Below are 13,272 nucleotides of genomic sequence, written 5' to 3'. Positions count from 1 at the left end.
ATGACACAGACAGAATCAGCGATTCTGGCGCACGCCCGGCGATGTGCGCCAGCGGAGTCGTGCGGCTTCGTGGTAAGCACGCCGGAGGGGGAAAGATATTTCCCCTGCGTGAATATCTCCGGTGAGCCGGAGGCGTATTTCCGTATGTCGCCGGAAGACTGGCTGCAGGCAGAAATGCAGGGTGAGATTGTGGCGCTGGTCCACAGCCACCCCGGTGGTCTGCCCTGGCTGAGTGAGGCCGACCGGCGGCTGCAGGTGCAGAGTGATTTGCCGTGGTGGCTGGTCTGCCGGGGGACGATTCATAAGTTCCGCTGTGTGCCGCATCTCACCGGGCGGCGCTTTGAGCACGGTGTGACGGACTGTTACACACTGTTCCGGGATGCTTATCATCTGGCGGGGATTGAGATGCCGGACTTTCATCGTGAGGATGACTGGTGGCGTAACGGCCAGAATCTCTATCTGGATAATCTGGAGGCGACGGGGCTGTATCAGGTGCCGTTGTCAGCGGCACAGCCGGGCGATGTGCTGCTGTGCTGTTTTGGTTCATCAGTGCCGAATCACGCCGCAATTTACTGCGGCGACGGCGAGCTGCTGCACCATATTCCTGAACAACTGAGCAAACGAGAGAGGTACACCGACAAATGGCAGCGACGCACACACTCCCTCTGGCGTCACCGGGCATGGCGCGCATCTGCCTTTACGGGGATTTACAACGATTTGGTCGCCGCATCGACCTTCGTGTGAAAACGGGGGCTGAAGCCATCCGGGCACTGGCCACACAGCTCCCGGCGTTTCGTCAGAAACTGAGCGACGGCTGGTATCAGGTACGGATTGCCGGGCGGGACGTCAGCACGTCCGGGTTAACGGCGCAGTTACATGAGACTCTGCCTGATGGCGCTGTAATTCATATTGTTCCCAGAGTCGCCGGGGCCAAGTCAGGTGGCGTATTCCAGATTGTCCTGGGGGCTGCCGCCATTGCCGGATCATTCTTTACCGCCGGAGCCACCCTTGCAGCATGGGGGGCAGCCATTGGGGCCGGTGGTATGACCGGCATCCTGTTTTCTCTCGGTGCCAGTATGGTGCTCGGTGGTGTGGCGCAGATGCTGGCACCGAAAGCCAGAACTCCCCGTATACAGACAACGGATAACGGTAAGCAGAACACCTATTTCTCCTCACTGGATAACATGGTTGCCCAGGGCAATGTTCTGCCTGTTCTGTACGGGGAAATGCGCGTGGGGTCACGCGTGGTTTCTCAGGAGATCAGCACGGCAGACGAAGGGGACGGTGGTCAGGTTGTGGTGATTGGTCGCTGATGCAAAATGTTTTATGTGAAACCGCCTGCGGGCGGTTTTGTCATTTATGGAGCGTGAGGAATGGGTAAAGGAAGCAGTAAGGGGCATACCCCGCGCGAAGCGAAGGACAACCTGAAGTCCACGCAGTTGCTGAGTGTGATCGATGCCATCAGCGAAGGGCCGATTGAAGGTCCGGTGGATGGCTTAAAAAGCGTGCTGCTGAACAGTACGCCGGTGCTGGACACTGAGGGGAATACCAACATATCCGGTGTCACGGTGGTGTTCCGGGCTGGTGAGCAGGAGCAGACTCCGCCGGAGGGATTTGAATCCTCCGGCTCCGAGACGGTGCTGGGTACGGAAGTGAAATATGACACGCCGATCACCCGCACCATTACGTCTGCAAACATCGACCGTCTGCGCTTTACCTTCGGTGTACAGGCACTGGTGGAAACCACCTCAAAGGGTGACAGGAATCCGTCGGAAGTCCGCCTGCTGGTTCAGATACAACGTAACGGTGGCTGGGTGACGGAAAAAGACATCACCATTAAGGGCAAAACCACCTCGCAGTATCTGGCCTCGGTGGTGATGGGTAACCTGCCGCCGCGCCCGTTTAATATCCGGATGCGCAGGATGACGCCGGACAGCACCACAGACCAGCTGCAGAACAAAACGCTCTGGTCGTCATACACTGAAATCATCGATGTGAAACAGTGCTACCCGAACACGGCACTGGTCGGCGTGCAGGTGGACTCGGAGCAGTTCGGCAGCCAGCAGGTGAGCCGTAATTATCATCTGCGCGGGCGTATTCTGCAGGTGCCGTCGAACTATAACCCGCAGACGCGGCAATACAGCGGTATCTGGGACGGAACGTTTAAACCGGCATACAGCAACAACATGGCCTGGTGTCTGTGGGATATGCTGACCCATCCGCGCTACGGCATGGGGAAACGTCTTGGTGCGGCGGATGTGGATAAATGGGCGCTGTATGTCATCGGCCAGTACTGCGACCAGTCAGTGCCGGACGGCTTTGGCGGCACGGAGCCGCGCATCACCTGTAATGCGTACCTGACCACACAGCGTAAGGCGTGGGATGTGCTCAGCGATTTCTGCTCGGCGATGCGCTGTATGCCGGTATGGAACGGGCAGACGCTGACGTTCGTGCAGGACCGACCGTCGGATAAGACGTGGACCTATAACCGCAGTAATGTGGTGATGCCGGATGATGGCGCGCCGTTCCGCTACAGCTTCAGCGCCCTGAAGGACCGCCATAATGCCGTTGAGGTGAACTGGATTGACCCGAACAACGGCTGGGAGACGGCGACAGAGCTTGTTGAAGATACGCAGGCCATTGCCCGTTACGGTCGTAATGTTACGAAGATGGATGCCTTTGGCTGTACCAGCCGGGGGCAGGCACACCGCGCCGGGCTGTGGCTGATTAAAACAGAACTGCTGGAAACGCAGACCGTGGATTTCAGCGTCGGCGCAGAAGGGCTTCGCCATGTACCGGGCGATGTTATTGAAATCTGCGATGATGACTATGCCGGTATCAGCACCGGTGGTCGTGTGCTGGCGGTGAACAGCCAGACCCGGACGCTGACGCTCGACCGTGAAATCACGCTGCCATCCTCCGGTACCGCGCTGATAAGCCTGGTTGACGGAAGTGGCAATCCGGTCAGCGTGGAGGTTCAGTCCGTCACCGACGGCGTGAAGGTAAAAGTGAGCCGTGTTCCTGACGGTGTTGCTGAATACAGCGTATGGGAGCTGAAGCTGCCGACGCTGCGCCAGCGACTGTTCCGCTGCGTGAGTATCCGTGAGAACGACGACGGCACGTATGCCATCACCGCCGTGCAGCATGTGCCGGAAAAAGAGGCCATCGTGGATAACGGGGCGCACTTTGACGGCGAACAGAGTGGCACGGTGAATGGTGTCACGCCGCCAGCGGTGCAGCACCTGACCGCAGAAGTCACTGCAGACAGCGGGGAATATCAGGTGCTGGCGCGATGGGACACACCGAAGGTGGTGAAGGGCGTGAGTTTCCTGCTCCGTCTGACCGTAACAGCGGACGACGGCAGTGAGCGGCTGGTCAGCACGGCCCGGACGACGGAAACCACATACCGCTTCACGCAACTGGCGCTGGGGAACTACAGGCTGACAGTCCGGGCGGTAAATGCGTGGGGGCAGCAGGGCGATCCGGCGTCGGTATCGTTCCGGATTGCCGCACCGGCAGCACCGTCGAGGATTGAGCTGACGCCGGGCTATTTTCAGATAACCGCCACGCCGCATCTTGCCGTTTATGACCCGACGGTACAGTTTGAGTTCTGGTTCTCGGAAAAGCAGATTGCGGATATCAGACAGGTTGAAACCAGCACGCGTTATCTTGGTACGGCGCTGTACTGGATAGCCGCCAGTATCAATATCAAACCGGGCCATGATTATTACTTTTATATCCGCAGTGTGAACACCGTTGGCAAATCGGCATTCGTGGAGGCCGTCGGTCGGGCGAGCGATGATGCGGAAGGTTACCTGGATTTTTTCAAAGGCAAGATAACCGAATCCCATCTCGGCAAGGAGCTGCTGGAAAAAGTCGAGCTGACGGAGGATAACGCCAGCAGACTGGAGGAGTTTTCGAAAGAGTGGAAGGATGCCAGTGATAAGTGGAATGCCATGTGGGCTGTCAAAATTGAGCAGACCAAAGACGGCAAACATTATGTCGCGGGTATTGGCCTCAGCATGGAGGACACGGAGGAAGGCAAACTGAGCCAGTTTCTGGTTGCCGCCAATCGTATCGCATTTATTGACCCGGCAAACGGGAATGAAACGCCGATGTTTGTGGCGCAGGGCAACCAGATATTCATGAACGACGTGTTCCTGAAGCGCCTGACGGCCCCCACCATTACCAGCGGCGGCAATCCTCCGGCCTTTTCCCTGACACCGGACGGAAAGCTGACCGCTAAAAATGCGGATATCAGTGGCAGTGTGAATGCGAACTCCGGGACGCTCAGTAATGTGACGATAGCTGAAAACTGTACGATAAACGGTACGCTGAGGGCGGAAAAAATCGTCGGGGACATTGTAAAGGCGGCGAGCGCGGCTTTTCCGCGCCAGCGTGAAAGCAGTGTGGACTGGCCGTCAGGTACCCGTACTGTCACCGTGACCGATGACCATCCTTTTGATCGCCAGATAGTGGTGCTTCCGCTGACGTTTCGCGGAAGTAAGCGTACTGTCAGCGGCAGGACAACGTATTCGATGTGTTATCTGAAAGTACTGATGAACGGTGCGGTGATTTATGATGGCGCGGCGAACGAGGCGGTACAGGTGTTCTCCCGTATTGTTGACATGCCAGCGGGTCGGGGAAACGTGATCCTGACGTTCACGCTTACGTCCACACGGCATTCGGCAGATATTCCGCCGTATACGTTTGCCAGCGATGTGCAGGTTATGGTGATTAAGAAACAGGCGCTGGGCATCAGCGTGGTCTGAGTGTGTTACAGAGGTTCGTCCGGGAACGGGCGTTTTATTATAAAACAGTGAGAGGTGAACGATGCGTAATGTGTGTATTGCCGTTGCTGTCTTTGCCGCACTTGCGGTGACAGTCACTCCGGCCCGTGCGGAAGGTGGACATGGTACGTTTACGGTGGGCTATTTTCAAGTGAAACCGGGTACATTGCCGTCGTTGTCGGGCGGGGATACCGGTGTGAGTCATCTGAAAGGGATTAACGTGAAGTACCGTTATGAGCTGACGGACAGTGTGGGGGTGATGGCTTCCCTGGGGTTCGCCGCGTCGAAAAAGAGCAGCACAGTGATGACCGGGGAGGATACGTTTCACTATGAGAGCCTGCGTGGACGTTATGTGAGCGTGATGGCCGGACCGGTTTTACAAATCAGTAAGCAGGTCAGTGCGTACGCCATGGCCGGAGTGGCTCACAGTCGGTGGTCCGGCAGTACAATGGATTACCGTAAGACGGAAATCACTCCCGGGTATATGAAAGAGACGACCACTGCCAGGGACGAAAGTGCAATGCGGCATACCTCAGTGGCGTGGAGTGCAGGTATACAGATTAATCCGGCAGCGTCCGTCGTTGTTGATATTGCTTATGAAGGCTCCGGCAGTGGCGACTGGCGTACTGACGGATTCATCGTTGGGGTCGGTTATAAATTCTGATTAGCCAGGTAACACAGTGTTATGACAGCCCGCCGGAACCGGTGGGCTTTTTTGTGGGGTGAATATGGCAGTAAAGATTTCAGGAGTCCTGAAAGACGGCACAGGAAAACCGGTACAGAACTGCACCATTCAGCTGAAAGCCAGACGTAACAGCACCACGGTGGTGGTGAACACGGTGGGCTCAGAGAATCCGGATGAAGCCGGGCGTTACAGCATGGATGTGGAGTACGGTCAGTACAGTGTCATCCTGCAGGTTGACGGTTTTCCACCATCGCACGCCGGGACCATCACCGTGTATGAAGATTCACAACCGGGGACGCTGAATGATTTTCTCTGTGCCATGACGGAGGATGATGCCCGGCCGGAGGTGCTGCGTCGTCTTGAACTGATGGTGGAAGAGGTGGCGCGTAACGCGTCCGTGGTGGCACAGAGTACGGCAGACGCGAAGAAATCAGCCGGCGATGCCAGTGCATCAGCTGCTCAGGTCGCGGCCCTTGTGACTGATGCAACTGACTCAGCACGCGCCGCCAGCACGTCCGCCGGACAGGCTGCATCGTCAGCTCAGGAAGCGTCCTCCGGCGCAGAAGCGGCATCAGCAAAGGCCACTGAAGCGGAAAAAAGTGCCGCAGCCGCAGAGTCCTCAAAAAACGCGGCGGCCACCAGTGCCGGTGCGGCGAAAACGTCAGAAACGAATGCTGCAGCGTCACAACAATCAGCCGCCACGTCTGCCTCCACCGCGGCCACGAAAGCGTCAGAGGCCGCCACTTCAGCACGAGATGCGGTGGCCTCAAAAGAGGCAGCAAAATCATCAGAAACGAACGCATCATCAAGTGCCGGTCGTGCAGCTTCCTCGGCAACGGCGGCAGAAAATTCTGCCAGGGCGGCAAAAACGTCCGAGACGAATGCCAGGTCATCTGAAACAGCAGCGGAACGGAGCGCCTCTGCCGCGGCAGACGCAAAAACAGCGGCGGCGGGGAGTGCGTCAACGGCATCCACGAAGGCGACAGAGGCTGCGGGAAGTGCGGTATCAGCATCGCAGAGCAAAAGTGCGGCAGAAGCGGCGGCAATACGTGCAAAAAATTCGGCAAAACGTGCAGAAGATATAGCTTCAGCTGTCGCGCTTGAGGATGCGGACACAACGAGAAAGGGGATAGTGCAGCTCAGCAGTGCAACCAACAGCACGTCTGAAACGCTTGCTGCAACGCCAAAGGCGGTTAAGGTGGTAATGGATGAAACGAACAGAAAAGCCCACTGGACAGTCCGGCACTGACCGGAACGCCAACAGCACCAACCGCGCTCAGGGGAACAAACAATACCCAGATTGCGAACACCGCTTTTGTACTGGCCGCGATTGCAGATGTTATCGACGCGTCACCTGACGCACTGAATACGCTGAATGAACTGGCCGCAGCGCTCGGGAATGATCCAGATTTTGCTACCACCATGACTAACGCGCTTGCGGGTAAACAACCGAAGAATGCGACACTGACGGCGCTGGCAGGGCTTTCCACGGCGAAAAATAAATTACCGTATTTTGCGGAAAATGATGCCGCCAGCCTGACTGAACTGACTCAGGTTGGCAGGGATATTCTGGCAAAAAATTCCGTTGCAGATGTTCTTGAATACCTTGGGGCCGGTGAGAATTCGGCCTTTCCGGCAGGTGCGCCGATCCCGTGGCCATCAGATATCGTTCCGTCTGGCTACGTCCTGATGCAGGGGCAGGCGTTTGACAAATCAGCCTACCCAAAACTTGCTGTCGCGTATCCATCGGGTGTGCTTCCTGATATGCGAGGCTGGACAATCAAGGGGAAACCCGCCAGCGGTCGTGCTGTATTGTCTCAGGAACAGGATGGAATTAAGTCGCACACCCACAGTGCCAGTGCATCCGGTACGGATTTGGGGACGAAAACCACATCGTCGTTTGATTACGGGACGAAAACAACAGGCAGTTTCGATTACGGCACCAAATCGACGAATAACACGGGGGCTCATGCTCACAGTCTGAGCGGTTCAACAGGGGCCGCGGGTGCTCATGCCCACACAAGTGGTTTAAGGATGAACAGTTCTGGCTGGAGTCAGTATGGAACAGCAACCATTACAGGAAGTTTATCCACAGTTAAAGGAACCAGCACACAGGGTATTGCTTATTTATCGAAAACGGACAGTCAGGGCAGCCACAGTCACTCATTGTCCGGTACAGCCGTGAGTGCCGGTGCACATGCGCATACAGTTGGTATTGGTGCGCACCAGCATCCGGTTGTTATCGGTGCTCATGCCCATTCTTTCAGTATTGGTTCACACGGACACACCATCACCGTTAACGCTGCGGGTAACGCGGAAAACACCGTCAAAAACATTGCATTTAACTATATTGTGAGGCTTGCATAATGGCATTCAGAATGAGTGAACAACCACGGACCATAAAAATTTATAATCTGCTGGCCGGAACTAATGAATTTATTGGTGAAGGTGACGCATATATTCCGCCTCATACCGGTCTGCCTGCAAACAGTACCGATATTGCACCGCCAGATATTCCGGCTGGCTTTGTGGCTGTTTTCAACAGTGATGAGGCATCGTGGCATCTCGTTGAAGACCATCGGGGTAAAACCGTCTATGACGTGGCTTCCGGCGACGCGTTATTTATTTCTGAACTCGGTCCGTTACCGGAAAATTTTACCTGGTTATCGCCGGGAGGGGAATATCAGAAGTGGAACGGCACAGCCTGGGTGAAGGATACGGAAGCAGAAAAACTGTTCCGGATCCGGGAGGCGGAAGAAACAAAAAAAAGCCTGATGCAGGTAGCCAGTGAGCATATTGCGCCGCTTCAGGATGCTGCAGATCTGGAAATTGCAACGAAGGAAGAAACCTCGTTGCTGGAAGCCTGGAAGAAGTATCGGGTGTTGCTGAACCGTGTTGATACATCAACTGCACCTGATATTGAGTGGCCTGCTGTCCCTGTTATGGAGTAATCGTTTTGTGATATGCCGCAGAAACGTTGTATGAAATAACGTTCTGCGGTTAGTTAGTATATTGTAAAGCTGAGTATTGGTTTATTTGGCGATTATTATCTTCAGGAGAATAATGGAAGTTCTATGACTCAATTGTTCATAGTGTTTACATCACCGCCAATTGCTTTTAAGACTGAACGCATGAAATATGGTTTTTCGTCATGTTTTGAGTCTGCTGTTGATATTTCTAAAGTCGGTTTTTTTTCTTCGTTTTCTCTAACTATTTTCCATGAAATACATTTTTGATTATTATTTGAATCAATTCCAATTACCTGAAGTCTTTCATCTATAATTGGCATTGTATGTATTGGTTTATTGGAGTAGATGCTTGCTTTTCTGAGCCATAGCTCTGATATCCAAATGAAGCCATAGGCATTTGTTATTTTGGCTCTGTCAGCTGCATAACGCCAAAAAATATATTTATCTGCTTGATCTTCAAATGTTGTATTGATTAAATCAATTGGATGGAATTGTTTATCATAAAAAATTAATGTTTGAATGTGATAACCGTCCTTTAAAAAAGTCGTTTCTGCAAGCTTGGCTGTATAGTCAACTAACTCTTCTGTCGAAGTGATATTTTTAGGCTTATCTACCAGTTTTAGACGCTCTTTAATATCTTCAGGAATTATTTTATTGTCATATTGTATCATGCTAAATGACAATTTGCTTATGGAGTAATCTTTTAATTTTAAATAAGTTATTCTCCTGGCTTCATCAAATAAAGAGTCGAATGATGTTGGCGAAATCACATCGTCACCCATTGGATTGTTTATTTGTATGCCAAGAGAGTTACAGCAGTTATACATTCTGCCATAGATTATAGCTAAGGCATGTAATAATTCGTAATCTTTTAGCGTATTAGCGACCCATCGTCTTTCTGATTTAATAATAGATGATTCAGTTAAATATGAAGGTAATTTCTTTTGTGCAAGTCTGACTAACTTTTTTATACCAATGTTTAACATACTTTCATTTGTAATAAACTCAATGTCATTTTCTTCAATGTAAGATGAAATAAGAGTAGCCTTTGCCTCGCTATACATTTCTAAATCGCCTTGTTTTTCTATCGTATTGCGAGAATTTTTAGCCCAAGCCATTAATGGATCATTTTTCCATTTTTCAATAACATTATTGTTATACCAAATGTCATATCCTATAATCTGGTTTTTGTTTTTTTGAATAATAAATGTTACTGTTCTTGCGGTTTGGAGGAATTGATTCAAATTCAAGCGAAATAATTCAGGGTCAAAATATGTATCAATGCAGCATTTGAGCAAGTGCGATAAATCTTTAAGTCTTCTTTCCCATGGTTTTTTAGTCATAAAACTCTCCATTTTGATAGGTTGCATGCTAGATGCTGATATATTTTAGAGGTGATAAAATTAACTGCTTAACTGTCAATGTAATACAAGTTGTTTGATCTTTGCAATGATTCTTATCAGAAACCATATAGTAAATTAGTTACACAGGAAATTTTTAATATTATTATTATCATTCATTATGTATTAAAATTAGAGTTGTGGCTTGGCTCTGCTAACACGTTGCTCATAGGAGATATGGTAGAGCCGCAGACACGTCGTATGCAGGAACGTGCTGCGGCTGGCTGGTGAACTTCCGATAGTGCGGGTGTTGAATGATTTCCAGTTGCTACCGATTTTACATATTTTTTGCATGAGAGAATTTGTACCACCTCCCACCGACCATCTATGACTGTACGCCACTGTCCCTAGGACTGCTATGTGCCGGAGCGGACATTACAAACGTCCTTCTCGGTGCATGCCACTGTTGCCAATGACCTGCCTAGGAATTGGTTAGCAAGTTACTACCGGATTTTGTAAAAACAGCCCTCCTCATATAAAAAGTATTCGTTCACTTCCGATAAGCGTCGTAATTTTCTATCTTTCATCATATTCTAGATCCCTCTGAAAAAATCTTCCGAGTTTGCTAGGCACTGATACATAACTCTTTTCCAATAATTGGGGAAGTCATTCAAATCTATAATAGGTTTCAGATTTGCTTCAATAAATTCTGACTGTAGCTGCTGAAACGTTGCGGTTGAACTATATTTCCTTATAACTTTTACGAAAGAGTTTCTTTGAGTAATCACTTCACTCAAGTGCTTCCCTGCCTCCAAACGATACCTGTTAGCAATATTTAATAGCTTGAAATGATGAAGAGCTCTGTGTTTGTCTTCCTGCCTCCAGTTCGCCGGGCATTCAACATAAAAACTGATAGCACCCGGAGTTCCGGAAACGAAATTTGCATATACCCATTGCTCACGAAAAAAAATGTCCTTGTCGATATAGGGATGAATCGCTTGGTGTACCTCATCTACTGCGAAAACTTGACCTTTCTCTCCCATATTGCAGTCGCGGCACGATGGAACTAAATTAATAGGCATCACCGAAAATTCAGGATAATGTGCAATAGGAAGAAAATGATCTATATTTTTTGTCTGTCCTATATCACCACAAAATGGACATTTTTCACCTGATGAAACAAGCATGTCATCGTAATATGTTCTAGCGGGTTTGTTTTTATCTCGGAGATTATTTTCATAAAGCTTTTCTAATTTAACCTTTGTCAGGTTACCAACTACTAAGGTTGTAGGCTCAAGAGGGTGTGTCCTGTCGTAGGTAAATAACTGACCTGTCGAGCTTAATATTCTATATTGTTGTTCTTTCTGCAAAAAAGTGGGGAAGTGAGTAATGAAATTATTTCTAACATTTATCTGCATCATACCTTCCGAGCATTTATTAAGCATTTCGCTATAAGTTCTCGCTGGAAGAGGTAGTTTTTTCATTGTACTTTACCTTCATCTCTGTTCATTATCATCGCTTTTAAAACGGTTCGACCTTCTAATCCTATCTGACCATTATAATTTTTTAGAATGGTTTCATAAGAAAGCTCTGAATCAACGGACTGCGATAATAAGTGGTGGTATCCAGAATTTGTCACTTCAAGTAAAAACACCTCACGAGTTAAAACACCTAAGTTCTCACCGAATGTCTCAATATCCGGACGGATAATATTTATTGCTTCTCTTGACCGTAGGACTTTCCACATGCAGGATTTTGGAACCTCTTGCAGTACTACTGGGGAATGAGTTGCAATTATTGCTACACCATTGCGTGCATCGAGTAAGTCGCTTAATGTTCGTAAAAAAGCAGAGAGCAAAGGTGGATGCAGATGAACCTCTGGTTCATCGAATAAAACTAATGACTTTTCGCCAACGACATCTACTAATCTTGTGATAGTAAATAAAACAATTGCATGTCCAGAGCTCATTCGAAGCAGATATTTCTGGATATTGTCATAAAACAATTTAGTGAATTTATCATCGTCCACTTGAATCTGTGGTTCATTACGTCTTAACTCTTCATATTTAGAAATGAGGCTGATGAGTTCCATATTTGAAAAGTTTTCATCACTACTTAGTTTTTTGATAGCTTCAAGCCAGAGTTGTCTTTTTCTATCTACTCTCATACAACCAATAAATGCTGAAATGAATTCTAAGCGGAGATCGCCTAGTGATTTTAAACTATTGCTGGCAGCATTCTTGAGTCCAATATAAAAGTATTGTGTACCTTTTGCTGGGTCAGGTTGTTCTTTAGGAGGAGTAAAAGGATCAAATGCACTAAACGAAACTGAAACAAGCGATCGAAAATATCCCTTTGGGATTCTTGACTCGATAAGTCTATTATTTTCAGAGAAAAAATATTCATTGTTTTCTGGGTTGGTGATTGCACCAATCATTCCATTCAAAATTGTTGTTTTACCACACCCATTCCGCCCGATAAAAGCATGAATGTTCGTGCTGGGCATAGAATTAACCGTCACCTCAAAAGGTATAGTTAAATCACTGAATCCGGGAGCACTTTTTCTATTAAATGAAAAGTGGAAATCTGACAATTCTGGCAAACCATTTAACACACGTGCGAACTGTCCATGAATTTCTGAAAGAGTTACCCCTCTAAGTAATGAGGTGTTAAGGACGCTTTCATTTTCAATGTCGGCTAATCGATTTGGCCATACTACTAAATCCTGAATAGCTTTAAGAAGGTTATGTTTAAAACCATCGCTTAATTTGCTGAGATTAACATAGTAGTCAATGCTTTCACCTAAGGAAAAAAACATTTCAGGGAGTTGACTGAATTTTTTATCTATTAATGAATAAGTGCTTACTTCTTCTTTTTGACCTACAAAACCAATTTTAACATTTCCGATATCGCATTTTTCACCATGCTCATCAAAGACAGTAAGATAAAACATTGTAACAAAGGAATAGTCATTCCAACCATCTGCTCGTAGGAATGCCTTATTTTTTTCTACTGCAGGAATATACCCGCCTCTTTCAATAACACTAAACTCCAACATATAGTAACCCTTAATTTTATTAAAATAACCGCAATTTATTTGGCGGCAACACAGGATCTCTCTTTTAAGTTACTCTCTATTACATACGTTTTCCATCTAAAAATTAGTAGTATTGAACTTAACGGGGCATCGTATTGTAGTTTTCCATATTTAGCTTTCTGCTTCCTTTTGGATAACCCACTGTTATTCATGTTGCATGGTGCACTGTTTATACCAACGATATAGTCTATTAATGCATATATAGTATCGCCGAACGATTAGCTCTTCAGGCTTCTGAAGAAGCGTTTCAAGTACTAATAAGCCGATAGATAGCCACGGACTTCGTAGCCATTTTTCATAAGTGTTAACTTCCGCTCCTCGCTCATAACAGACATTCACTACAGTTATGGCGGAAAGGTATGCATGCTGGGTGTGGGGAAGTCGTGAAAGA

At 48.7% G+C, this 13,272-nt stretch carries 10 protein-coding genes; 7 read left to right on the top strand and 3 right to left on the bottom strand.

Features of this window, described 5'->3' with window-relative positions:
- The 7 genes from AMK18_RS33985 to AMK18_RS33955 all read left to right on the top strand — a co-directional run bounded on the left by AMK18_RS33985 (position 1) and on the right by AMK18_RS33955 (position 8,426).
- Positions 1-744, top strand: coding sequence for a C40 family peptidase (locus AMK18_RS33985; protein ID WP_000194780.1), 744 nt, complete (start codon positions 1-3; stop codon positions 742-744).
- Positions 681-1,313 carry a tail assembly protein gene (locus AMK18_RS33980; protein ID WP_000090889.1) on the top strand — a complete coding sequence of 211 codons (633 nt, stop codon included), beginning with the start codon at positions 681-683 and terminating at the stop codon, positions 1,311-1,313. Before AMK18_RS33985 ends, AMK18_RS33980 begins: the two co-directional genes overlap by 64 nt.
- A gap of 60 nt (positions 1,314-1,373) precedes the next feature.
- Positions 1,374-4,772: a phage attachment tail tip protein J gene (gpJ, locus tag AMK18_RS33975; RefSeq protein WP_000515495.1), complete on the top strand. Its 3,399-nt coding sequence runs from the start codon at positions 1,374-1,376 to the stop codon at positions 4,770-4,772.
- A 61-nt stretch (positions 4,773-4,833) separates the two neighbouring features.
- Complete coding sequence (lom, locus tag AMK18_RS33970; RefSeq protein ID WP_001246632.1) at positions 4,834-5,454, top strand: outer membrane beta-barrel protein Lom; 621 nt, start codon at positions 4,834-4,836, stop codon at positions 5,452-5,454.
- A gap of 64 nt (positions 5,455-5,518) precedes the next feature.
- Positions 5,519-6,724: a prophage tail fiber N-terminal domain-containing protein gene (locus AMK18_RS33965; RefSeq protein ID WP_015979255.1), complete on the top strand. Its 1,206-nt coding sequence runs from the start codon at positions 5,519-5,521 to the stop codon at positions 6,722-6,724.
- A gap of 173 nt (positions 6,725-6,897) precedes the next feature.
- Complete coding sequence (locus AMK18_RS33960; RefSeq protein ID WP_015979257.1) at positions 6,898-7,842, top strand: phage tail protein; 945 nt, start codon at positions 6,898-6,900, stop codon at positions 7,840-7,842.
- Complete coding sequence (locus tag AMK18_RS33955) at positions 7,842-8,426, top strand: tail fiber assembly protein (RefSeq protein WP_015979258.1); 585 nt, start codon at positions 7,842-7,844, stop codon at positions 8,424-8,426. Before AMK18_RS33960 ends, AMK18_RS33955 begins: the two co-directional genes overlap by 1 nt.
- Positions 8,427-8,554: 128 nt before the next feature.
- Here the strand turns inward: AMK18_RS33955 and AMK18_RS33950 are convergent, their stop codons facing one another.
- The 3 genes from AMK18_RS33950 to AMK18_RS33940 form a co-directional block, all read right to left on the bottom strand.
- Positions 8,555-9,787, bottom strand: coding sequence for a hypothetical protein (locus AMK18_RS33950; RefSeq protein ID WP_000162952.1), 1,233 nt, complete (start codon positions 9,785-9,787; stop codon positions 8,555-8,557).
- A gap of 590 nt (positions 9,788-10,377) precedes the next feature.
- Complete coding sequence (locus tag AMK18_RS33945; protein WP_000735931.1) at positions 10,378-11,268, bottom strand: HNH endonuclease signature motif containing protein; 891 nt, start codon at positions 11,266-11,268, stop codon at positions 10,378-10,380.
- Positions 11,265-12,842 (bottom strand): AAA family ATPase, encoded by a 1,578-nt coding sequence (locus AMK18_RS33940; RefSeq protein ID WP_015979259.1) that lies wholly within the window; start codon positions 12,840-12,842, stop codon positions 11,265-11,267. The genes AMK18_RS33945 and AMK18_RS33940 overlap by 4 nt, the downstream gene beginning before the upstream one ends.
- Positions 12,843-13,272: the final 430 nt, after the last annotated feature.

It is taken from the genome of Streptomyces sp. CB01249, assembly GCF_001905735.1.
Taxonomy (GTDB): domain Bacteria; phylum Actinomycetota; class Actinomycetes; order Streptomycetales; family Streptomycetaceae; genus Streptomyces.
The sequence above is the reverse complement of the archived record's forward strand: the minus strand, read 5'-3'. Positions and strand labels throughout refer to the sequence as shown.

Excerpts from the sequence above, each read along its gene's own strand:
- AMK18_RS33980 (WP_000090889.1), top strand. The coding sequence starts at position 681 with ATGGCGCGCATCTGCCTTTACGGGGATTTACAACGATTTGGTCGCCGC.
- AMK18_RS33945 (WP_000735931.1), bottom strand. The coding sequence starts at position 11,268 with ATGAAAAAACTACCTCTTCCAGCGAGAACTTATAGCGAAATGCTTAAT.
- AMK18_RS33985 (WP_000194780.1), top strand. The coding sequence starts at position 1 with ATGACACAGACAGAATCAGCGATTCTGGCGCACGCCCGGCGATGTGCG.
- AMK18_RS33950 (WP_000162952.1), bottom strand. The coding sequence starts at position 9,787 with ATGACTAAAAAACCATGGGAAAGAAGACTTAAAGATTTATCGCACTTG.
- lom (WP_001246632.1), top strand. The coding sequence starts at position 4,834 with ATGCGTAATGTGTGTATTGCCGTTGCTGTCTTTGCCGCACTTGCGGTG.
- AMK18_RS33960 (WP_015979257.1), top strand. The coding sequence starts at position 6,898 with ATGACTAACGCGCTTGCGGGTAAACAACCGAAGAATGCGACACTGACG.
- AMK18_RS33940 (WP_015979259.1), bottom strand. The coding sequence starts at position 12,842 with ATGTTGGAGTTTAGTGTTATTGAAAGAGGCGGGTATATTCCTGCAGTA.
- gpJ (WP_000515495.1), top strand. The coding sequence starts at position 1,374 with ATGGGTAAAGGAAGCAGTAAGGGGCATACCCCGCGCGAAGCGAAGGAC.
- AMK18_RS33965 (WP_015979255.1), top strand. The coding sequence starts at position 5,519 with ATGGCAGTAAAGATTTCAGGAGTCCTGAAAGACGGCACAGGAAAACCG.
- AMK18_RS33955 (WP_015979258.1), top strand. The coding sequence starts at position 7,842 with ATGGCATTCAGAATGAGTGAACAACCACGGACCATAAAAATTTATAAT.